The following is a 21,583-nucleotide window of genomic DNA, read 5'->3' as shown; positions in this document are numbered from 1 at the left end:
ATATAAAAAGTCAGATAGGGAGAAAATATGGATCTTATCCTCACAATTCAGATAGGTCATACGAATACTATATATAGCATGAACGTATAGACATTTCTCCGAATGTGAGTATAGTTTGGGGTGAGTAAATGTCGAAACATAAATTAACAAGTAAGGCACTTGATGAAATTTTTGAGAAGATTATTGGCACAGTGGGAGATAGTAAAAATGAAGTCTATCGTCTTTCTGAAGATGCCAGACAAGAATATCAGCAAATAAAAGAAGAGTTAGAAGTGTTAAAAGGGAAAGTTCTTGAGACGATAGAGCAAGGCGATAAATTGGAAACCCAGGCAAGGTTGGCTCGAAAGCGTTTGTCTGATGTGAGCCGACATTTTCAAATTTATTCAGAGCCTGAAGTAAAAGACGCTTATGAAAAAGCACACGAATTACAAACCAAGCTGCTGATGAATCAGCAAAGCGAATATCAGCTGCGTAATCGTCGAGATGAACTAGAAAGACGCTTGCTTACATTAGAAGAAACGATTAAACGTGCAGATCACCTAGTAGGTCAAATTTCCGTTGTGTTAAATTATTTAACAAGTGATTTAAAACAAGTAGGGGAAATAGTAGAAGATGCCATTCAAAAAGAGTATTTTGGCTTTCGGATTATTGAAGCTCAGGAAGAGGAACGGAAACGTTTGTCAAGAGAGATTCATGACGGCCCAGCTCAAATGCTTGCAAATGTTATGATGAGATCGGAATTAATTGACCGAATTTACCGGGAACGTAGTGCAAAAGAAGCAATGGAGGAAATTCGGGATTTAAGAAAAATGGTTCGTTCTGCCCTATACGAAGTGCGTCGAATTATATATGATTTAAGACCGATGGCACTTGACGACTTAGGTCTAATTCCGACGCTGCGTAAATATCTTGATACAATCGAAGATTATAACGAAGGCAAGCCTCGGATTACGTTTATTTCCATTGGACAAGAGAAGCGAACTGCTTCAAAATTAGAAGTAGCACTGTTTCGCTTAGTGCAAGAAGCTGTAACGAACGCATTAAAACATGCAGACGCGACGGAAATCCAAGTGAAGATAGAGTTCAACAATGAATACGCTATTTTGCTTGTCAAAGATGACGGCTGCGGTTTTAATCAAGAAGAGAAAAAAGAGAATTCGTTCGGCTTAATAGGAATGAAAGAGCGTGTTGATTTGTTAGATGGGACTATTTCTGTTCATTCGAAAATTAACCAAGGCACGCTTGTTATGATTAAAGTACCGATTATAGCCGCTTAAAAAGGCAGAGATATGTATATAAATAGGGGTCAATATAGAGTAAAACATTTGTTGTTCGATTTGGGGAGGAATCAAACATGCAGACAAGAATTATCATAATCGACGATCACCAATTATTCCGTGAAGGAGTAAAAAGAATTTTAGATTTCGAAAAAGATTTTGAAGTAGTTGCAGAAGGTGACGACGGTAGCGAAGTTATTGACCTTGTAGAAGAACATCAACCTGATGTTGTAATCATGGATATTAACATGCCGGCTGTAAATGGTGTAGAAGCTACGAAAAAGCTTGTAGAAGTAAATCCGGACGCTAAAGTTATTATCTTATCTATCCATGATGATGAGACATATGTAACTCACGCCTTACAAACAGGTGCACGAGGCTATCTGCTAAAAGAAATGGATGCGGATGCGTTAATTGAGGCGGTGAAAGTAGTTGCAGAAGGTGGTTCATATTTACACCCGAAAGTAACGCATAGTTTAGTAAAAGAGTACCGTCGACTAGCAGCTCAAGGACAATCGTCTTCTTATCCGCACGAACCAATTGAGATTCGCCGTCCACTACATTTGTTAACACGTCGTGAGTGCGAAGTGCTCCAACTGTTAGCTGATGGTAAAAGTAACCGAGGAATCGGAGAAGCATTATATATTAGTGAGAAAACCGTTAAAAACCATGTGAGTAATATTTTGCAAAAAATGAATGTAAATGATCGTACTCAAGCTGTCGTTGTGGCAATCAAAAACGGGTGGGTAGAAGTAAGATAAGTTCAAAAGTCCGATATACCACTAGGTATATCGGACTTTTTTTTTCTTTTTATAAATTTTTTTGAAATTGTAGGTAAAAAGGCATGTTTAATGAGAGAGTAAAACAACCGATAAGTTAAGGGGAGAAAATATCTTTTAGGAAGGCAAAGGGTGATACCTTTACACATTTACTCGTCCTTTAACTTCGCTTAAGCATAAAGGGAATCTTAAGGATCCTACACCCTTCGACGAAAGCATCCATACCTCAAAATAATGTCCATCAAGTTGATGCATGCTCTTGTAAGAAAAGGTCTTTAATACATTGAGATACATATGAGGTCTTAGAAAAATTTATTCAAACCTCAACTGGTGTCCTTTAAAAAATTTATAAGTTAGCTTTTAGTGAAATAAACAGAAAACTGATTTAAAGAAGACAAGAAGGTGATGAAGCTGAATTTTATAACGGAAGAATTAATCTATCATAAATCTCCGCAAGAGCTAACAGCTATGATGTATGAAAAATTTATTCAAAATATTGATGAAGCTGTTATAGCAATTCAACACAGCGATTATTTTACAGCGAATGAAAAAATTAAACAGTGCAACGATATTTTATATCAGCTAGGAATTGGCTTAACATATCAAGCAGGTATCATTGCAGAGCAGTTAGATACCCTGTACAACTATATGTCTGAGCGATTAATTATGGCTAATTTTAAAAAAGATACGTTTATTTTATGTGAAGTTCAACAAATGATGAAGCAGCTTTCTAACGCTTGGAATGAAGTGTTAAAAGCGACGCCTAAAGTTACCTCTTCGCTCCAAAAAAACAAGCTGTCTTCTTATGAACAGCACATAAGCATCACTGTTAGCTAAAGGGGAATCATCATATCCACGCATCAGATGCCTCTCGAAACTTTCAGCTAATCCAGCTAGCATATCTAAAAGTCTAAATTGAATGGAGTGTATACTAACAGAGAAAGGAGAGATACATAGTGGAGGTACAGCGAATTAACAGTCTTTCTTCTTCCATGAATCTCATTAGAGAAAAAGAAGTAAGTGGTTCGGTTTCATTTACAGGAGTAATGGCCAAGAAACAAAACGAACTAACCTATGAACATTTAACTCAAGTGATAAATAAAATTGAAGAACAGGGAAAGCAGTTAGTGAAAAGTCAAACTATTGATTCTTTGCGGAAATACAAGACGCTTGTGAAGCAGTTTATGAACGAAGCCGTTAAAAATGGTTTTGAACTTCATGAAGAAAGAGGATTTAATCATAGAGGAACGACTAAAGTATATAAGTTAATGAAAGAAGTGGATACGAAACTAGTTGACTTGACAAATGATATCCTTCAAAAAGAAAAAGACAGTTTAAATTTACTCAAGCGGGTTGGAGAAATTCAAGGTTTGTTAATCGATATGTATACGTGAGGGAGCTTTTACTAATAGGTAAACCTCTCGTTACATGCATTTTAATTCTAAATGTTGTAGAATAGAGTGAAATTATTTTATATAACAAAGGATGGATCCCTATCTTATGAAAACAGCAATTATTACAGATAGTACCGCCTATATATCAGAGGAAATTCAATCAAACTATCATATACATATGGTGCCGCTAAGCGTTATTTTCGGTGAAGAAACATATCGTGAAGAAGTAGATATGACTGCAGATCAATATTTTGAAAAAATTAAAGAAGCAAAAAATCTTCCAACCACTTCTCAGCCTGCTATCGGAGAATTTGTAGAGTTGTTTGAACAGTTAAAACGAGATCAATTCGATGCTGCTATCGTTATTACGTTATCTAGTGGAATTAGCGGAACGTATCAGGGAGCTTTGACGGCAGGTAGCATGGTAGAAGACTTTGACGTGCACGTATTTGATTCAGAAATCAGCTGTATGGTTCAAGGCTTTTATGCGATTGAAGGAGCCGAGATGGTCCAATTAAATAAACATCCTGACGAAATCATTGCGCGTTTTGAAGAGATGAAACTATCAATGCGTGCGTATTTTATGGTAGATGATTTATCTCACTTGCAGCGTGGAGGTCGCCTAAATGCTGCTCAGGCTATTATCGGCAGTCTGCTTCAAGTAAAGCCAGTGCTGCATTTTGAATCTAAAAAAATTGTTCCATTTGAAAAAATTCGTACGCGTAAGCGAGCGTTAAAACGAATCACGGAGCTTCTTGATGAGGATGCAAAAGAAAATGTACCTATGAAAGCTGTAGTTATTCATTCTAATCGTGAAAATGAAGCAAAAGAAATTCAACGAGACTTAGAACAAGAATATCCTCATATTGAATGGAGTCTTTCTTATTTTGGCGCTGTGATTGGCACGCATTTAGGTGAAGGTGCCATCGGTATAGGCTGGTATAAAAAGTAATCGAAAACCAAATCATTTGATTTGGTTTTTTTGCAGGAAAAAACACCTTTTTTTGCGTATATAGATGTGTACGATAAACATGGAAAGGAATGAAGATATGCTTTTTACTGTTAAACAAGAATTGCTAAATCCCGTTCAAGTGCCTAGCCCAGCTGCTTTTCCTCTCTCAAAACTCGATATGTGGAGAACTCCACCTTTAAATCCTTCATACCCCTACTCTTTAGATCTTCAGCGCTCTCTAAGCGGAAAGCAGCTTCTGCTAACTCAGACTCCCTATCCTTTATCTCTCATTCATGAACATTATCTAAACGGATATATTTCCTATCAAAAAGCACTTACCCAGAAAGAAAACGGATATAAATGCAACCGGTGTGGAAGTGATAGCCCCTTTTATTTTGCTTCATTTCCATGCAGTAGATGTCACCAGGAGTGCTGCTATTGCCGAGCATGTATTGCAATGGGGAAAGTAAGTGAGTGCACACCTTTTATAAACTGGGAAGGACCAACAAGTAATGTCCTGCCAAAAAGCAGCGTGATGAATTGGAAAGGAATGCTGTCTAAAGCTCAAGAACGTGCTTCAAATGAACTCATTCAAGCTATAAAAAAGGATGAAGAGCTGTTAATTTGGGCTGTTTGCGGAGCAGGAAAAACGGAAATTTTATTTAAAGGTATTGAAGCAGCGTTGAACAGCGGAAAGAAAGTCTGTATTGCTACTCCAAGAACAGATGTAGTTATTGAGTTAAAGCCAAGAATTCAATCAGCATTCCCGGACATGTCTGTGCTGGCTATGTATGGAGGCAGCGAAGACCGTTTTCATGAATCCTCTCTTATTATTTCCACCACTCATCAACTTCTGCATTATTATCAAGCATTCGATGTGCTGATTATTGACGAAGTAGATGCATTCCCGTATTCGACAGAGCCTATGCTGCACTATGCTGTTGCAAAAGCAGCTAAACACGCTGCATCAAAGATTTATTTAACAGCGACTCCAAATGAATCATTAAAAAAAGACGTTGAGCAAGGTAAAAAACAAGTAGTTAAAATTCCAGCCCGCTATCACCGAATGCTTATTCCTGTTCCCCGGTTTGAATGGTGTGGCAATTGGAAGAAAAAAATGAAAACAAATACTTTGCCTGCTAATGTTGAGAAATGGCTGAAAAAAAGAATAAATGAAGGGAAACAATGCTTTATCTTCGTCCCGCAAATTAAGTGGATTGCTCCGATCACAGACATGATTCGGAAGCTGACGGAAAAGGTAGACGGTGTCCATGCTGAAGATTCCCAGCGAAAAGAAAAAGTAATGAAATTTAGAGAAGGGCAGCTCGTTATTTTAGTAACGACAACAATATTAGAGCGAGGCGTAACGGTTCCCAACATAGATGTTGCAGTATTGGGAGCAGAAGAAACGATTTTTACTGAAAGTGCTCTTGTTCAGATTTCAGGAAGAGTGGGGAGGAGTGCTCAATTTCCAACGGGAGACGTGGTGTTTTTTCATTATGGGCAGTCTCTGTTTATGCGAAAAGCAAAAGAGCATATTGAATATATGAATGCTCTAGCTTATAAGGAAGGGCTGGTTGATCGATGACAATATGTCTGATTTGTTTTGAACCTCTTGTCTCTTCTTTCGATTGGAGGTCATTGTTAAAACCTTCTTCAACGGACAGAATTTGCACTGTTTGCTTGCAAAAATGTCCCATCATCAGCAGCAGCATTTGCAGGGGATGCGGCCGTTCTCTTGCAGACCTGGCTTCTTCTCATTATGAGCTAGACACATGTATGGACTGTCAGAAATGGAATGATGCTTCTTTTTTTAACCGTTCTCTTTATGCGTACAATGATTTTATGCAAAGCATAATAGAACGTTTTAAATTTCAAGGAGATTATGAAATTATCCAAGCATTCAAGGAGCAGTGGTATAAGTTTTATAAAAAAGAATGTAATCCAAAAGCTATACTAGTTCCTATACCTTTAACGGACGAGAGATTATATGAGAGAGGGTTTAACCAATCTTTAGCGCTAGCTGAACTGATCAGTGGCAACATAGAAATGCCTCTTGTTCGCTGTTCAGGAACAAAGCAATCAAAGAAAAATAGGCGAAGTCGGCTGGCAGAAAGACTGGAATTTAAAGTAGTCGATTCCTCAATGGTTACGAATCAAGAATTTCTCTTGATTGATGATATTTATACAACAGGAGCAACTGTGCGCCAAGCGGCAAATTGTTTGCAGGAAGCTGGAGCACGTTCAGTTCGTTCGCTCACTTTAATTCGCGCATGAAGATGTATAATTTAAAAATTTGACCGATAGTAAAATAAAAAACAAATGAGGAGTTTCGAATATGGAAACGTTAGATAATTGCAGGGAATGCGGTCATTTATTTGTAAAAAGTGGATCAATAAACATATGTAAATCATGTTTTGACAAAGAAGAAGCTCTGTTTCAACGTGTTTCTTCATTCTTGAAGAAGAGAGCAAATCGTACAGCAACGACTTACGAAGTAATGAAAGAAACGGGCGTTTCAGATTCGTTAATTCATCAATTTATTCGACAAGGTCGATTAGTGCTAACGAACTTTCCAAACATAAGCTATCCATGCATGCAATGCAACGCTCAGATTCGAGAAGGTAAACTCTGTCATTCATGCTCTCAAGAAATTAAACATGGGTTAGAAAAGCATAATCATGAGATAATTCGTTCAAATGAAGAGCCGACGCGTCCCACCTATCGTTCTAACGAAAGGAAAAAAGAGTAAAAGTGTGCGGAGTGTTTGCAGATTCTCTATCTATAGACCTATGTTTAAGGTGGACTGTGAAAATGGTCTCAACTTCTTTGCTGATGCTAAAGGTTTAGGCTGAAATTCCGATATAATGAATAGAGATAACGGATACAAATATAAAAAGAGGTGAGAGAGATGAAGATTAACCCATCGAACTTATTTGGAATAAATCCGTACAAAAAACAATCAAAAAAAACAGAACAGGTCTCTAAAAAGAATCCACAAGATCAGATTCATATTTCATCTGAGGCGAAGAAACTTCAGGGAAATGAACCATCTCCAGAAAGACTTGAAAAATTGGAGAAACTAAAACAGCAAATTAACAGCGGAACATACGAAATTAACGGAAAAGAAATTGCTAAAAGTATTGTAGATTTCTATAAAAAATAAAAGGACTGACATTGATTGAACGTGCAAGAAATTCAAACGATACTAGAAAAACAAGTAACGCTTCACAAAAGTTTGTCTGTCATTGTTAAAGAGAAAACGAACTTTATTATTAAACAAGATGTAAAGGCATTGACGGCTTCTTTGCAAAAAGAGCAATCTCATATAGCTGCTATTTCTGCACTGGAAACAAAACGTATAGAAGCAATGGAAAAAAGCGGACATGCTGCTCGCTCCATTGAAGAAATAGCAGGCTCATTCTCTGAGTACTCCATCTTGATACCCTTTCAAAAACAGCTAATAGATATAATTCAAGATATAAAGTATGCAAATGACTTAAACAATCAGCTGCTTACACAGTCTTTGCAGCTGATTCATACCGAACTAGACCTTCTTGTTCCATCGAAACGAGAGGATTCGTTCAATTACACAAAAACAAATAATAGATCGTTTCAATCAAACTCTATTTTTAATTCGAAGGCATAAAGAACGGAGGAAAGCAGAATGAGTTCAACATTTCATGGTTTGCAGGTGGCTAAACGAGGAATGGATGCCCAACAAGCGGCTCTTTACACGATTGGCCATAACGTATCTAATGCAAATACGCCGGGCTATACGCGTCAGCGAGTAAGTTTAGAAACGTTCCCAGCTTATCCAGCCCCAGGGATGAATCAGACTGGAACTGCGGGCCAAATAGGAATGGGAGTAGAAGCCAGCACGGTAGAGCGAATACGTGATACATTTTTAGATACCCAGTATCGAGATGAAACCATTAAAGTGGGGTATTGGGATGCGCGCGCTGGTGCTCTTGAAAAAATGGAGGAAATTATGAATGAACCTACTGAAGATGGACTTTCAGCTGTTTTTAATCAATTCTTTGAGTCCGTTCAAGATGTAGCTTCACACCCTTCAGAAGCAGGAGCCAGGTCTGTTATGATTGAACGAGCCGAAGCAGTAGGCGATACTTTCTCTTATTTATCTACTTCTTTAAAAACGGTTCAAAGTGATTTACAAAACGAGCGTGACGTAGCGGTAACACAAGTGAATTCTTTGTTAGAGCAAATAAGTAATGTGAACCAACAAATACAAAACGTAGAACCGAATGGCTATTTGCCTAATGATTTGTATGATGAAAGAGATCGGCTGCTGGATGAGATTTCTAAATTTATGCCGGTTTCTTTAGAGTATACAAAAAGCAGCGGGAACGCTTCTGCAACGTCAGAAGGAGTGGTAACGGTTCAGCTTCAAACGTCTCAGGGGCCTATTACTCTTTTAGATGGGAAAACTCATCAAGTAAATGCCATCAGTTTGAAAACAAATCAAGATTCCTATGTGACGGAAATTCATATAGGGGATGAGATACGGAACCCTGAGTCATTTCCTCAAGGAAAACTTAAAGGGTTAATTGAGGCTTCTGGATATATAGATAATAGTGGTAATAAAACAGGTGTTTACGCTTCAATGATTGATGATTTAGATGAAATGGCATATGAATTTGTAAATTGGTTTAATGATAAGCACCAACAAGGTGTCACACTAGATGGTGATACTGGTATGTCCTTTTTTAATGAGATTTCTCAGAAAGAAGGGGCTGCAACTGGAATTGTTATTGCTGATAAAATTAAACAAAACACAAACAATATTGCTGCTGCTTCTTCGGGCTCCTCTGGGGATGATGGAACTGGTCGCAAAGGAGATGGAAAAACTGCTCAGCTATTGTCTCAATTTCGTCAAAAGGTGCTTATTAATTCCAGGAATCAAGCTGTTTCCCTAGATGGCTTTTATCAATCTGTTATTGGCCAAATGTCAGTAGATGCCCAACAAGCCAACCGCTTAAAAAGTAATTCAGAAACCCTTCAGGGAGCTGTAGAGCAAAGGCGCCAGTCTATCAGTGCAGTTTCATTAGATGAAGAGATGACCAATATGATTCAGTTTCAGCATGCATATAACGCTAGTGCCCGTATGGTGACTATGATTGATGAAATGCTTGATAAAATTGTAAACGGTCTTGGAACTGGAGGAAGGTAAAGATGCGCGTCACACAAGGAATGTTAGCGGCTAATTCGTTAAAACAGATTAGCAATAGCTATAATAAGCTGGAAACACTTCAAAACCAATTATCAACGGGAAAGAAAATTACTCGTCCTTCTGATGACCCGGTAGTGGCTACTAAAGGAATGGCTTATCGTTCGAATCTTTCTGAAGTAAATCAATATAAACGTAATTTAACAGAAGCACAGTCTTGGTTTGATAGTTCAGAATCAGGACTTGAACAAGTCAATTCCATTCTTCAGCGCACTAAGGAGTTGGTCGTGCAAGGGTTAAACGGTACGAATGAAAGTGATGACCGTCAAGCGATTGCACGTGAAATCGAACAGTTAAAGCTGGATTATATGCAAGTAGGCAATACGCAGGTGGCAGGAAACTATATCTTTAACGGTGTAAATGTAGGAACAGCGCCTATAAGTGAGAATGCAAGCGGTATGATAGAATCGAATATTAACCTGGATCCTTTTTCAGTTGAAGTCTCAAAAGGTATCCAGTTAAGAGTCAATATTCACCCTGAAAACATTTTTGGACAAGGTGCATTTGACTTAATGAACAATGTTCAAACAGCTTTTGAGCAAAATGATGTAAACTCACTAAAAGATCTTTCTACACAGGTAGACACGCAGCTGTCTACGCTATTAGCGGAGCGATCTGAATTGGGAGCAAGAAGCAATCGGCTTGAGCTGATCGAAAACCGCCTTGATTCACAGGAAATTACGGCTACTAAGATGCTTTCAAATAATGAAGATGCAGATATTGAAAAAGTCATTACGGATTTAACCGTACAAGAAAGCGTGCATCGTGCTGCTTTGGGAGTAGGGGCTCAAATTATTCAGCCTACGCTGCTAGATTTCTTGCGTTAAAAAGTTCCTTCTAAACAGAAGGAGCTTTTTTACAATGAAAAAAGATAACAATAAAAAATCAATTAGCAAAGGTGTGATGAGATGAAAATTTCAACAAGCTATCATGGAGATATAGAAATAGATAATCAGCAAACACTGACATTCAATCAAGGGATTCCAGGTTTTTTGGAAGAAACTGAATTTGTTATTTTACCACTTCCAGAAGCCGAAGCTTTCCAAGTTCTGCAGTCTATTCAAACCAAAGAAGTAGCTTTTATTATCACGGATCCATTTCAGTTTTTTTTAGATTATGATTTTCAACTAGAACCTCAGGAAATCGAAAAGCTTCAATTACAACAAGTGGAAGATGCAGCTGTTTACGTATTGCTTACGATGTCAAATTCGGTGGAAAAGATAACGGCTAATTTGCAGGCGCCTGTTATTATTAATACAAAGAAACAGCTTGCTAAGCAAGTGATTTTAATGAATACAGCTTACGAAACGAAGCACAGGTTATTTGAGTAAGAGGAATAGATAAGGAGTGAGTCCATGCTTGTTTTAACACGAAAGTTAAATGAAACAATCAAAATAGGTGATGAAATTGAAGTGACCGTCCTTGCAGTTAATGGTGATCAAGTAAAGTTAGGAATTCAAGCTCCAAAGTCTGTAGATATTCATAGACAAGAGATTTATGAAGAAATACGTAACGAAAATAAAAGTGCTTCTCAAATTACATTACATGCTATTGACATGCTGAAACAATTACCGAAAAAGAAATAAAACGATCAGTTTGAAAATAATCAAAAATATACGGTATAAATAATATCTAAATCGGGAAAGATAAACATATAGTATTCCCCACTATGTCTTAAGTCTTTCTCTTCAAGAGAAAGGCTTCTTTTTTATCAAAAAAATCGAACTGAATTTCTGTTTTTTTCCTTTTTATCATGTATCATTAAATTTATTAAGTATAATTCAAATAAATTTAACAAAAGAGGAGAAGAGTAAATGAGTGATTTTCAAGAGTATCATGATTTATTAAAAGAAGCAGAAGATGTAGTTGTCAGCGCTTTAGCTGATACGATGGATTTATATGGGGTCACACCTTCAGTAGGAAGGCTGTATGGCATGCTTTATTTTATGGATGAGCCTGTTACATTAGATCAAATGAGTGAAGAATTGGGTATGAGTAAACCAACGATGAGTACATCCATTCGTTCACTGCAAAATATTGATATGGTCCACAAAGTGTGGAAAAAAGGTGTTCGAAAAGACTTATATGAAGCAGAAAAAGATTTTTCTAAGTCCTTTTTTTCATTTTTCTGTAAGAAGTGGCAAAGAGAAATTTCAGTTAATTTAGAGGCAATCGAAGAAGCGGGAAACAAGTTGCAGATTCTCTTAAATGATGAAGATGTGCCTGAGGAGATCGCAGTAAAAGCAAAGCGTAATTTAGCGCAGATTATAGAGTCCAAAAATTATTATCATTTCTTGAAAAAAGTAGTGAAAGTTTTTGACGACCGAAGAATCATCGATATTTTAAATGAAGAATTAGCGAAAGAGTAAATAAAAAAAGCTGTTGAAGAATCAACAGCCTTTTTATCATTTTTATACAGTTAATGGTGTAGCTTCAAAACAGCGATTATAAATCCATTCGTAACTTTTTACAGTTAAATCACGAGGGTTACCAACAGTTTGTGGATCATTAAATGCTTCTTGAGCTAAGCGAGAAACCGCTTCTTTTGGAACACCTTGTTCTTCTAAAGAAGGGATTTGTACATCTTTAACTAGTTGATATACTTCACGAACAGCTGCTTGAGCTGCTTCTTCAAGCGTTAATTCGTGTGTATTAACTCCTAAAGCTTGAGCTATGCGCGCAAATTTTTCAGGCTCGCCCATCCAGTTATATTCCATTACAGGACCTAGCATTGCTGCTACGCAAGGGCCATGGGCAATTGGATAAATGCCTCCTAATGTTTGAGCCATCGCGTGAGCTGCTCCTGCAGATTCACTTCCATATGAAAGGCCAGCGAGCATAGCTGCATGCGCCATTCCATAGCGTGCTTCGATATCCTGTCCATTTGCAACTGCACGTCGTAAGTATTTTCCAACGTACTCAATAGCTAACAAAGCAACAGAGTCTGTCATTGGTTGTGCAAAATGGCATGTATAACATTCAATTGCATGAGCTAAGGCGTCAATTCCTGTACCGGCCGTAATATGTGAAGGCATAGATACGTGAAGTTCTGGATCAATAATTGTTAAGTGGGCAGCAATTAAAGGTCCACCTGTATTAAACTTAAACTCACGAACAGGATCCGTAATGACAGCCCATTGTGTGACTTCACTTCCTGTACCCGCAGTTGTAGGAATGGTTGTTAAAGGGGGGATACGTTTTGTTAAAGATTTTTTTCCTTCAGCTGCTTCATAATCTAAGACGGGAGCATTATGAGCTACTTCTACACCAATAGCTTTTGCCGTATCCATTGAGCTTCCGCCTCCAACAGCTACTAGTCCGTTGCATCCATTTTCTTTGTACATTTTTGTGCCGTCTGCTACCACGTGAATAGAAGGGTTGGCTTCTACTTGGTCAAATAGAATAACGTCTACGTCCGCTTCTTTTAAACTAGCGATTACAGGATCTGCTAAACCTACCTTTTTTACACCAGGATCTGTTACTAGTAAAACCTTAGATACACCTAGGTTTTTTACTTCTTCTCCAGTATGCTTAACAGCACCAATTCCATGTTTTACAACCGTTGGCATCTCAAAACTTTTTAAACGTTCCATTCTTTCAAATCGCATAAACATCTTTACATTCCCCCTTGAATTTTATTGAAACCAGCGCATTGGCTGTGGATTCGTATTCGTATAAATATGTTTAATTTCCGTATATTCTTCTAGCCCAATGTGGCTAAGCTCTCTTCCGATCCCAGATTGCTTATAACCTCCCCAAGGAGCCTGCGGGAAGTAGGGATGATAATCGTTAATCCAAGTTGTTCCCATACGGAGTGCTTTCACTACACGTTCAGCTCGATTCATATCACTTGTCCAAACGGCTCCAGCTAATCCATAAATTGTATCGTTAGCAAGTGCCACCGCTTCTTCTTCGGTGTTGAAGCGCTCAATGGTCATAATTGGACCAAATGACTCTTCTAGGACAACTTTCATATCTCCATGACAGTTTGTAAAAATAGTTGGTTCAATGAATAAACCTTTTTGTAAAGACTCTTGAGTTGGACGTTTGCCTCCTAAAACAAGAGAAGCACCTTCTTGTTTCCCAAGTTCAATGTAATGTTCCACTTTAGCTAGGTGTTCTTTTGAGATGACGGGTCCCATTTGAGTGGCTTCATCCATGCCGTCTCCCAGCTTAATTTTTTTGGCTTGTTCAATAACTGCTGAAACAAATTTATCGTGAATATCATCTTGAACGAGTAATCTCGCACCAGCTGAACAAACTTGACCGGCATGAAAGAAGACCGCATTTAATGCATAGTCAACCGCAGTGTCAAAGTCAGCGTCAGCAAAGACGATATTCGGATTTTTCCCACCGAGTTCAAGAGCGATTTTTTTAAAGTTGCCTGCGGCAGCCTGCATGACTTTACGTCCAGATACACCGCCGCCTGTAAAGGAAACTAAATCTACTAAGTCACTTTCTGCCATTTCTTGTCCAACGGTCGCACCGGGGCCGAGTACAATGTTAATGACGCCTGATGGAAAGCCAACTCTTTCAAAAATTTTCATCATATGAATAGTTGTTAAAGGGGTGATTTCGCTTGGTTTAATAACAATTGTGTTCCCAGCAGCAAGTGCCGGAGCCAATTTCCAAGAGGCTTGCAATAAAGGATAATTCCAAGGAGTAATTTGGCTGCATACACCTACAGGTTCGCGGACAACGCGGCTAACAGAATCGGGATTAGGTGACTCAATCATCTGTCCACCATCTTTATCTGCTAATCCAGCATAGTATTGAAAGACATCAGCAATTCCATCCATGTCTGCCAGGCTTTCAACGAGGGTTTTTCCAGTATTCAAGGTTTCAAGTTTAGCGAGTTCTTCACGATCATTACGAATTTCTTCCGCTACTTTAAATAGTAAAGAACCTCTTTGGGCCGCTGTGAATTTAGACCATTCACCTGCATCAAAAGCTTTTCTAGCTGCTTCAATAGCTTCTACAGTATCAGCACGATTTCCTTCTGTAACGACAGCGATAACCTCTTGATTAAAAGGATTTATAATCTCTCTTTTCTCGCCGCTGCGTGCTTCAACCCATTCGCCGTTTATGTGCATTTTTTCAAGCGTCAGTGTTTGTTCCAATAGCATCGACCTCCAAATAATAGAATTTATTAAATTTATATTTAACGTTCTTAACAATTCGAATTATAGCATCGGCTATTTAATTTAGTCAAATATAAAAAATCAAAATGTTCAGAATTTATTAGATTATCTTCTCTGGAAGAGACTAATCATTCGGATATTAAGAAAAAATTTAACAAAAAGTAATAAAAAATCACTGATTGCTATGTCCCTTGATACAAAAGGTTTTTTTATGTACGAGCTATGAGAATATTATTCTTTTTTTATATGAAAACACTCAAACTTTTTTGACAATATCTTAAACATTCAGATATATTAACCATAGTACTATATCTGCTTGCATACAAACCTTGAGAAACAAAGGATTTTGAATGTGGAAATTAAGAAAGGAGTTTAGATGGAAGATGAAAATAATTATGAATTCTTAGCAAAATAATAAAAAAAGTCAATTTAAATTATTTTAATATAATTATATAAACATAATTTCTCCCCTTCGCATTGGTATTTATAATCCAACTATTTATATTTTATTCTAAAAAATCGATTTTTAGGTTTAATTGTATGCTGGTAGGAAAAAGGAATAGAGGACAATTATGTCTTTAGATTTCTTTATCAATTTAAAGGATGTGAGACGATGCAAAATGCTAAAAAGCCATTTCGTTCAGACACACAACAAGCCAGGCCTGAAAAGTCGAATGAGACTTCTGACTTTTCAGGGAAATCAAACAGGAACAACCGTCTACTAACCCCCTTATGGACAACTATTATAGGATTTTCCATCTTTATGGTTGTCGCATTTATCTATTCTCTCTATAATCCAGATCTCTATTGGCCAGGCCTCATTTTAATGTTCATTATGTATGGTGTTATTTATTTTATTGGTGCTCGAGCCGCTGCAAGTAAAAAAGGAAAATCAGATGATATGCTTGTTGCAGGAAGATCTATGCCGCTATGGATTTCAATGTTCACAATGACCGCCACTTGGGTAGGTGGAGGGTATATTGCTGGAACGGCCGAAACCGTTTATTCCTCAGGGCTGACATGGACTCAAGCGCCATGGTGTTATTCAATCAGCTTGATTTTAGGCGGTATCTTTTTTGCTAGAAAGATGAGAAGGTTTGAGTTTATGACAATGCTCGATCCTCTAGAATCTCGTTTCGGTAAGAAAATGGCTACGGTTCTTTATTTTCCAGCTATACTGGGAGAGCTGTTTTGGAGCGCAGCTATCTTAACTGCTTTAGGAACAACATTCGGTGTGATTTTAGGCCTCAGTTTTTCAATTTCCATCATTCTTTCCGCACTTATTGCCATTGCATACACCGTGATTGGCGGCTTGTGGGCAGTAGCACATACCGATATCTTACAGCTTTCTATTATGTTTTTAGGACTATTTCTGGTGCTTCCCTTTGCATTTTCGAATACGGGAGGAGTGGGAGCCGTTTTTTCTACTTATTCAGAAGGCATGACTGGTTCTCTTCGTTTATTTCCTCCAATAAAAGGCTGGGAAGATCCGAAATGGGGAAATACATATTGGCAATGGTGGGATAGCACATTTTTACTTATTTTTGGTGGTATTCCATGGCAGATTTATTTTCAGCGCGTGTTATCTGCTAAAAACGAAAAAGCAGCAATGTGGCTATCTATTACAGCCGGCATCTTTTGCGCGTTAGCGGCCTTGCCTCCAACTTTAATAGGAATGATAGGTTATAGTGCAGACTGGTCTTCATTTGGAGCGTCAAGCCCTGAGAGTGCGTCCATGATTCTAACGTATGTATTTAAATACCTAACGCCCGATTTAGTAGGAGCGATTGCACTTGGAGGACTAGCTGCTGCCGTTATGGCTGCAGTAGCGGCTTCGTTGCTTTCAGCGTCGGGGATGGCAGCCTGGAACGTGTATCGTCCGATTGTAAAACCAAATGCGACACAGGCGCAGTTAGATAAAGTTATTAAACGTTCTATCATTATCATTGGAACGGGAGCAACTCTAATTGCTTTGAACTCTGAGAGTGTCTACTCTTTATGGTATTTATCAGGGGACCTCGTGTATTGTATACTTTTTCCGCAGTTGGTTTGTGCTTTATTCTTTAAAGGAGCTAACTGGTACGGATCTTTGGCTGGGTTTATTGTGTCTCTTGTTCTTCGAATAGGTGGAGGAGAACCGCTGCTTCATTTAAAAGCGCTGCTTCCGTATCCGATGATTGAAGACGGAGTGGTCATGTTTCCGTTTCGCACATTTGCGATGGTAGGCGGGTTGTTAACTATTTTTATCGTTTCTTACGCGACGCGACGTATTTGCCCTCCTCAGCCGCTTCGAAATCTTCATCGTGACCTATCGGTTGAGAAATAATCAAAAGCAAAATAAAAAAGCCGCATCTGCGGCTTTTTTATTTTGCAATATTTTCTGACTCGGAAAATTGATCGTCAGGTCGCTTGTTGTTTGTTTTTTTGATGAACGAGTATGAAAGAAGAACCACAGCGGTTAATCCAAGAGTTAAGAAAAACTGTGAGCGCATCGAATCAATAAATGCCATCGATAAGAAGATCACGGTAATAACAGCAATTGTTACGTATGTTAAATACGGGAACAACCACATTTTCATTCCTTTAATTGGCTGGTTGGTTTGAATCATTTTCTTACGCAGGCGTAAATGAGAAATAGCGATAGCTAAGTACACAATAAGAGCAATGGCCCCTGATGCATTAACTAAGAATAAAAAGAGTTTATCCGGCGAAACGAAGCTAAAGATAGCACATACATATGCGGCAGCTGTGCTAATCCATACGGCTCTTGCCGGCACGCCTGATTTGCTAACTTTTGCTAAAGCGCGAGGAGCTTGTCCCTTTTGAGCTAATGATAAAATCATTCGTGAGTTCGTATACAAAGCAGAGTTTAAGCAAGACAAAACGGATACTAATACGACTAAATTCATAATTTGTGCAGCTGCTGGAATATTGACCATTTCTAACATTGTTACATATGGACTTTTTAGTAAATCAGCTGAGTTCCAAGGTAAAAGAGTTACTAAAATAGCAACTGAACCAATATAGAAAATTAAAATTCGCCATACGACACTGCGAATAGCAGTTGTGATAGCTTTTGCTGGGTTTTCTGATTCACTAGCTGCAATAGCCGCAATTTCAGCCCCGAAATAAGAGAAAATAACGGTGATAACTCCCAAAAAGATAGAGTTCGTACCTTTTGGCATAAAGCCTCCGTGGCCCGTTAAATTAGCTAGACCAGGTGAAGATGTACCTGGGATTAATCCGAAAATGATAGCTAAACCGATTCCCATAAAAGCAACGATTGCCACAATTTTAATCATAGCAAACCAATATTCAAATTCTCCAAATGATTTGACAGAGAACAAGTTTGTTAAAGTTAATGCAAAGGTTAAGATTAAGCTTAAAAGCCAAATTGGTACGGAAGGGAGCCATTCATGAACAATTGCTCCTCCTGCAGTGGCTTCAATCGCAATTACAATTAGCCAGAAAAACCAGTAAAGCCATCCGACAGCATAACCTGCCCATGCGCCAATTCCTTGCTGAGCATATGTTGCGAATGAGCCTTTATCTGGGTTTACCATAGCCATTTCACCGAGCATACGCATCAATAGAACGACTAGCAGTCCGGCTGCTGCATATGAAACTACTGCTGCTGGGCCTGTTGCATTAATAACGGATCCGCTTCCTACAAATAAGCCGGCTCCGATAATACCTGCAATGGAAATCATGGAAACGTGACGTTGCTTTAACTTTCCGTGTGATTCTGTTTTGTTTCCCATCGTATTCACTCCTTTAAAATTATCGAAAGACTATTAGAAAATAAAGTAAATTCTGAAAATATAAATAGAAATTCCTCCCCTTACCTTTATAATAAGCAAGAAGTGTGCCAATTATCAAATTCCTATAAAAATCGACTTTAAGTTACTAAAATTGTCGTTTTTCAAGTCTAAAAAGACTCGATTTATTCATCGTAGACTTATTCACCGTTTGGGACGTCTGGTATATACGTACATTTTATACAAGTTTTCGACATACATCTTATTTATCTTGTATGATAAAAGAGAAATCGGTATTATATTCCAAGAAGAATGTTTGAGAGGGTGCATGTGTTTGAGAAAATTTATAGCTGTTATTTTTCTATTTATTATCCTTTTAGTTGGGTTGTACTTTTTCGTTAGTCCAGTCAGAAATATTGAAAAACTTGATCAGACTGCTTCATTATCTTCACTGGCACAAGAAAAGTCCGCTCATGCGACGTCGCTAGAACTGAACGGAGGCTCTCCTATTTTAGGATACCGATTAAGCGAGAGCGATGTTAATGATTATTTGCGCAGCTACCTTTACGAAAATGATGAAACGGTTGACGGAGCAGAAGCTGTGTTGCTTCCAAAACATATAAAATTTTATATTAATAAACATGTAGTATCTTTTATGGAATCACAGTTTATAGTTGACGTAACACCAAATGCCGAAAATGGAAAGCTTGTTTTAAAGGTGAATAGCGTGCATTTAGGAAGAATGCCGATTCCGATGTCTCTTGTATGGGATCGCTTAAATATTGATAAGGCTTCTGATATCACGGTCGATAAAGAAATGAATGAAATTACTCTGCTCAATAATTTGCCAGATTCCATTTCTTTTGAGCAAGCAGATACAACGGATGAATATATAAATTTATCTGCCTCTGTAACCATTGATTCGTTACGAGATATTATAAATCTAGCACCATACCTTATTCCTAAGGATATTCAAAGAAATTTATCCCAGAAACTGAACTTGCTTGGCCAATAATAAAAAGCTCACTTATTGTAGAAAAATAAGTGAGCTTTTTCTATCTTGCACCATTTGACCTATGAAAAAAATGTTTGTTTTACCGATACAAAATAGAGAAGTGTTGAACCTATGAACGAATAAGAAGATTCGAAAAAATACGCTCATATTTCATGGCTAACAGTTGATGGATAGATGAATAAAAAAACGGTGGTGATGGTAAGTGGTAAGAGTAAGTGGGCTAGCAAGTGGAATGGATATTGATCAAATCGTCAGTGATTTAATGAAGGCTGAACGTATGCCTATTGATAAAATGAAAAAACAAAAGCAAACGTTAGAGTGGCAGCGAGATGATTATCGCTCTATGAACTTGCTGTTATCAGAATTTAATAATCTCGCTTTTAATATGACCTTGCAGTCTTCTTATTCATCCAAAACGGTATCTTCATCGGATGAAACGAAAGTAAAAGCAGCAGCTACTTCCTCAGCAGCAAATGCCTCTTATACTCTTTCAAACGTGACAATGGCGACTGCTGCTCAGAGTATTAGCACTAGTATTGATTCTAGTATGGATCCGACGAAAAGCTTGTGGTCTCAACGCGGGTCGATGGATTCAAGTGTGTGGACTGAGAAAACAGTGGAACAAGCTGCCATAACATTAAGTGCGGATACTAGTACAGTGAAATTAGCTAAAGGTGCTGTTTCTGCTGTAAATCAGAACACAGGCACTTTAAACTCTATATCTGTTACCACGGATGGTACAAGTAAAGCCTATACCGTAAGAATAGGAACAGCGGCGGGAATTATAAATTCTAATGAAGTATTCATTAACGAAGACACAGGTGAAATGACGTTTGGTACAACATTAACAAGCGGCAGTACAATTGAAGCGTTCTCGTATCAGCAAAATGTGCTGAACTTTTCTGTGACAACTTATGATAGTACAGGCAAAGCAACAGGAAATATTCAAGATGGGGGAAGTACGCCATTTGAATTTGACGGTTCCACCTCATTAAACACCCTTCTCACACAAATCAGCAATTCAAAAGTAGGCATTTCAGCCTTTTTCGATGAAGGAACAAATAAAGTTGTCATGACTCGTAAAGATACAGGAAATTTATCTTCTGCTGATAGTGCGGATGGTTCAAACATGGTTTTTTCAGGAGGATTTTTGACGGGCTTTTTACAGCTCGCCGGTGATGCCAAAGGAACAGACGCAAAATTCACGCTAAACGGTCTAGAAACAACTCGTAAGTCCAATACATTTACAACGGGAGGAGTTACCTATACTCTTCAAAACAATTTCACAGGAGATGTGCGCGTTAACGTAAGTAATGATACGCAAAAAGTATTTGATACAATTAAAGATTTCGTGACCAAATACAATGAACTGATTGAGAAAATTAATGGGAAGATTACGGAAGAAAGAGACCGGAACTATCAGCCTTTGACTGATGAAGAAAGAGAAAAACTAACCGATAAACAAGCTGAGCAGTGGGATGAAAAGGCGAAAAGCGGTTTGTTAAAAGGAGACTCAATTTTATCAAGCGGGCTAAACCAAATGCGTTCTAACTGGTATGCCTCTGTATCAGGAATGAGCGGAGGATTTTCGCAGCTAACCGACATTGGCATTTCAACTAGCGCAAACTATACCGATCGAGGCAAGCTAGTCATAGAAGGCGACGGAACTAAATTAAAAGAAGCAATTGAAAAAGATCCTCAGTCTGTGATGGATTTATTTATGAAAAGTGGAAGTACAACAAGTGAAAAAGGGATTGTACGACGTTTACGAGATACGATTACTCAAACCGTATCCAAAGTTGAGCAGCGCGCTGGCCGTTCAACATGGACAAGTGAACAATTTTTACTTGGGCGGAATTTAAAAAGCGTAAATAGCCAAATCACTAGTTTTGAAAGCAGGCTCACACAAGTAGAGGACCGGTATTATCGTCAGTTTACAGCAATGGAAAAAGCTATTCAAAATGCAAATGCTCAAAGCGCGCAGTTATCGCAATATTTTAGTTAAGAAGGAGTGAACGT

At 38.1% G+C, this 21,583-nt stretch carries 21 protein-coding genes; 18 read left to right on the top strand and 3 right to left on the bottom strand.

The features are described from left to right. Positions 1–128 precede the first annotated feature (128 nt). From AC0C45_RS23085 to cudC, 15 genes are all read left to right on the top strand, one after another. Positions 129–1,277, top strand: coding sequence for a sensor histidine kinase (locus tag AC0C45_RS23085; RefSeq protein ID WP_034648316.1), 1,149 nt, complete (start codon positions 129–131; stop codon positions 1,275–1,277). 77 nt (positions 1,278–1,354) lie between these two features. Then, positions 1,355–2,038 carry a response regulator gene (locus tag AC0C45_RS23080; protein WP_013059772.1) on the top strand — a complete coding sequence of 228 codons (684 nt, stop codon included), beginning with the start codon at positions 1,355–1,357 and terminating at the stop codon, positions 2,036–2,038. 423 nt (positions 2,039–2,461) lie between these two features. Then, positions 2,462–2,893, top strand: a complete 432-nt coding sequence (gene fliS, locus AC0C45_RS23075) for a flagellar export chaperone FliS (RefSeq protein WP_237894170.1) — start codon at positions 2,462–2,464, stop codon at positions 2,891–2,893. A gap of 119 nt (positions 2,894–3,012) precedes the next feature. Then, positions 3,013–3,450, top strand: coding sequence for a YaaR family protein (locus tag AC0C45_RS23070; RefSeq protein WP_472928872.1), 438 nt, complete (start codon positions 3,013–3,015; stop codon positions 3,448–3,450). A 106-nt stretch (positions 3,451–3,556) separates the two neighbouring features. Further along, on the top strand, positions 3,557–4,402 hold the full coding sequence (locus tag AC0C45_RS23065) for a DegV family protein (protein WP_034648322.1): 846 nt from the start codon (positions 3,557–3,559) through the stop codon (positions 4,400–4,402). Positions 4,403–4,481: 79 nt separating this feature from the next. Next, a complete protein-coding gene (locus AC0C45_RS23060) occupies positions 4,482–5,990 on the top strand; it encodes an ATP-dependent helicase ComFA (protein ID WP_280168762.1) in 1,509 nt (502 codons plus the stop codon). Positions 5,991–6,043: 53 nt separating this feature from the next. After that, positions 6,044–6,679: a ComF family protein gene (locus AC0C45_RS23055; protein WP_237893127.1), complete on the top strand. Its 636-nt coding sequence runs from the start codon at positions 6,044–6,046 to the stop codon at positions 6,677–6,679. Positions 6,680–6,740: 61 nt separating this feature from the next. Beyond that, positions 6,741–7,154: a TIGR03826 family flagellar region protein gene (locus AC0C45_RS23050; protein WP_237893126.1), complete on the top strand. Its 414-nt coding sequence runs from the start codon at positions 6,741–6,743 to the stop codon at positions 7,152–7,154. 159 nt (positions 7,155–7,313) lie between these two features. Beyond that, positions 7,314–7,568: a flagellar biosynthesis anti-sigma factor FlgM gene (gene flgM / locus AC0C45_RS23045; RefSeq protein WP_472928871.1), complete on the top strand. Its 255-nt coding sequence runs from the start codon at positions 7,314–7,316 to the stop codon at positions 7,566–7,568. A 21-nt stretch (positions 7,569–7,589) separates the two neighbouring features. After that, a complete protein-coding gene (locus AC0C45_RS23040) occupies positions 7,590–8,051 on the top strand; it encodes a flagellar protein FlgN (RefSeq protein WP_223269021.1) in 462 nt (153 codons plus the stop codon). Between the two features lie 18 nt (positions 8,052–8,069). Further along, positions 8,070–9,593, top strand: coding sequence for a flagellar hook-associated protein FlgK (gene flgK, locus AC0C45_RS23035; protein WP_257063963.1), 1,524 nt, complete (start codon positions 8,070–8,072; stop codon positions 9,591–9,593). Between the two features lie 2 nt (positions 9,594–9,595). Next, positions 9,596–10,477: a flagellar hook-associated protein FlgL gene (gene flgL / locus AC0C45_RS23030; protein WP_016765898.1), complete on the top strand. Its 882-nt coding sequence runs from the start codon at positions 9,596–9,598 to the stop codon at positions 10,475–10,477. Positions 10,478–10,558: 81 nt separating this feature from the next. Beyond that, on the top strand, positions 10,559–10,981 hold the full coding sequence (gene fliW / locus AC0C45_RS23025; protein WP_016765897.1) for a flagellar assembly protein FliW: 423 nt from the start codon (positions 10,559–10,561) through the stop codon (positions 10,979–10,981). A 24-nt stretch (positions 10,982–11,005) separates the two neighbouring features. After that, positions 11,006–11,236 carry a carbon storage regulator CsrA gene (gene csrA / locus AC0C45_RS23020; protein ID WP_013085431.1) on the top strand — a complete coding sequence of 77 codons (231 nt, stop codon included), beginning with the start codon at positions 11,006–11,008 and terminating at the stop codon, positions 11,234–11,236. A 228-nt stretch (positions 11,237–11,464) separates the two neighbouring features. Next, positions 11,465–12,019 (top strand): choline uptake/conversion transcriptional regulator CudC, encoded by a 555-nt coding sequence (cudC, locus tag AC0C45_RS23015; RefSeq protein WP_171776517.1) that lies wholly within the window; start codon positions 11,465–11,467, stop codon positions 12,017–12,019. Positions 12,020–12,061: 42 nt separating this feature from the next. Here the strand turns inward: cudC and AC0C45_RS23010 are convergent, their stop codons facing one another. Beyond that, positions 12,062–13,264: an iron-containing alcohol dehydrogenase gene (locus AC0C45_RS23010; protein WP_171776518.1), complete on the bottom strand. Its 1,203-nt coding sequence runs from the start codon at positions 13,262–13,264 to the stop codon at positions 12,062–12,064. Between the two features lie 21 nt (positions 13,265–13,285). After that, positions 13,286–14,776 (bottom strand): betaine-aldehyde dehydrogenase, encoded by a 1,491-nt coding sequence (gene betB, locus AC0C45_RS23005; RefSeq protein ID WP_237893124.1) that lies wholly within the window; start codon positions 14,774–14,776, stop codon positions 13,286–13,288. 628 nt (positions 14,777–15,404) lie between these two features. Here betB and AC0C45_RS23000 point away from each other — a divergent pair. Continuing rightward, complete coding sequence (locus tag AC0C45_RS23000) at positions 15,405–17,117, top strand: high affinity choline transporter 1 (RefSeq protein WP_047931143.1); 1,713 nt, start codon at positions 15,405–15,407, stop codon at positions 17,115–17,117. Positions 17,118–17,154: 37 nt separating this feature from the next. Here the strand turns inward: AC0C45_RS23000 and AC0C45_RS22995 are convergent, their stop codons facing one another. Further along, a complete protein-coding gene (locus tag AC0C45_RS22995; RefSeq protein WP_034648348.1) occupies positions 17,155–18,552 on the bottom strand; it encodes an amino acid permease in 1,398 nt (465 codons plus the stop codon). Positions 18,553–18,883: 331 nt separating this feature from the next. On the opposite strand from AC0C45_RS22995, the gene AC0C45_RS22990 reads away from it, so the two are divergent. Then, complete coding sequence (locus AC0C45_RS22990; protein ID WP_171776520.1) at positions 18,884–19,564, top strand: hypothetical protein; 681 nt, start codon at positions 18,884–18,886, stop codon at positions 19,562–19,564. Between the two features lie 202 nt (positions 19,565–19,766). After that, positions 19,767–21,569 carry a flagellar hook-associated protein 2 gene (locus tag AC0C45_RS22985; protein ID WP_047931142.1) on the top strand — a complete coding sequence of 601 codons (1,803 nt, stop codon included), beginning with the start codon at positions 19,767–19,769 and terminating at the stop codon, positions 21,567–21,569. Positions 21,570–21,583: the final 14 nt, after the last annotated feature.

Source organism: Priestia sp. VA7 (assembly GCF_055710015.1).
This window is presented reverse-complemented; position numbering and strand designations above follow the sequence as displayed.

Excerpts from the sequence above, each read along its gene's own strand:
- flgK (WP_257063963.1), top strand. The coding sequence starts at position 8,070 with ATGAGTTCAACATTTCATGGTTTGCAGGTGGCTAAACGAGGAATGGAT.
- AC0C45_RS23060 (WP_280168762.1), top strand. The coding sequence starts at position 4,482 with ATGGAAAGGAATGAAGATATGCTTTTTACTGTTAAACAAGAATTGCTA.
- flgL (WP_016765898.1), top strand. The coding sequence starts at position 9,596 with ATGCGCGTCACACAAGGAATGTTAGCGGCTAATTCGTTAAAACAGATT.
- csrA (WP_013085431.1), top strand. The coding sequence starts at position 11,006 with ATGCTTGTTTTAACACGAAAGTTAAATGAAACAATCAAAATAGGTGAT.
- AC0C45_RS23050 (WP_237893126.1), top strand. The coding sequence starts at position 6,741 with ATGGAAACGTTAGATAATTGCAGGGAATGCGGTCATTTATTTGTAAAA.
- AC0C45_RS23000 (WP_047931143.1), top strand. The coding sequence starts at position 15,405 with ATGCAAAATGCTAAAAAGCCATTTCGTTCAGACACACAACAAGCCAGG.
- betB (WP_237893124.1), bottom strand. The coding sequence starts at position 14,776 with ATGCTATTGGAACAAACACTGACGCTTGAAAAAATGCACATAAACGGC.
- AC0C45_RS23010 (WP_171776518.1), bottom strand. The coding sequence starts at position 13,264 with ATGTTTATGCGATTTGAAAGAATGGAACGTTTAAAAAGTTTTGAGATG.
- flgM (WP_472928871.1), top strand. The coding sequence starts at position 7,314 with ATGAAGATTAACCCATCGAACTTATTTGGAATAAATCCGTACAAAAAA.
- cudC (WP_171776517.1), top strand. The coding sequence starts at position 11,465 with ATGAGTGATTTTCAAGAGTATCATGATTTATTAAAAGAAGCAGAAGAT.
- fliS (WP_237894170.1), top strand. The coding sequence starts at position 2,462 with ATGAAGCTGAATTTTATAACGGAAGAATTAATCTATCATAAATCTCCG.
- AC0C45_RS23080 (WP_013059772.1), top strand. The coding sequence starts at position 1,355 with ATGCAGACAAGAATTATCATAATCGACGATCACCAATTATTCCGTGAA.
- AC0C45_RS23065 (WP_034648322.1), top strand. The coding sequence starts at position 3,557 with ATGAAAACAGCAATTATTACAGATAGTACCGCCTATATATCAGAGGAA.
- AC0C45_RS22995 (WP_034648348.1), bottom strand. The coding sequence starts at position 18,552 with ATGGGAAACAAAACAGAATCACACGGAAAGTTAAAGCAACGTCACGTT.
- fliW (WP_016765897.1), top strand. The coding sequence starts at position 10,559 with ATGAAAATTTCAACAAGCTATCATGGAGATATAGAAATAGATAATCAG.
- AC0C45_RS23085 (WP_034648316.1), top strand. The coding sequence starts at position 129 with ATGTCGAAACATAAATTAACAAGTAAGGCACTTGATGAAATTTTTGAG.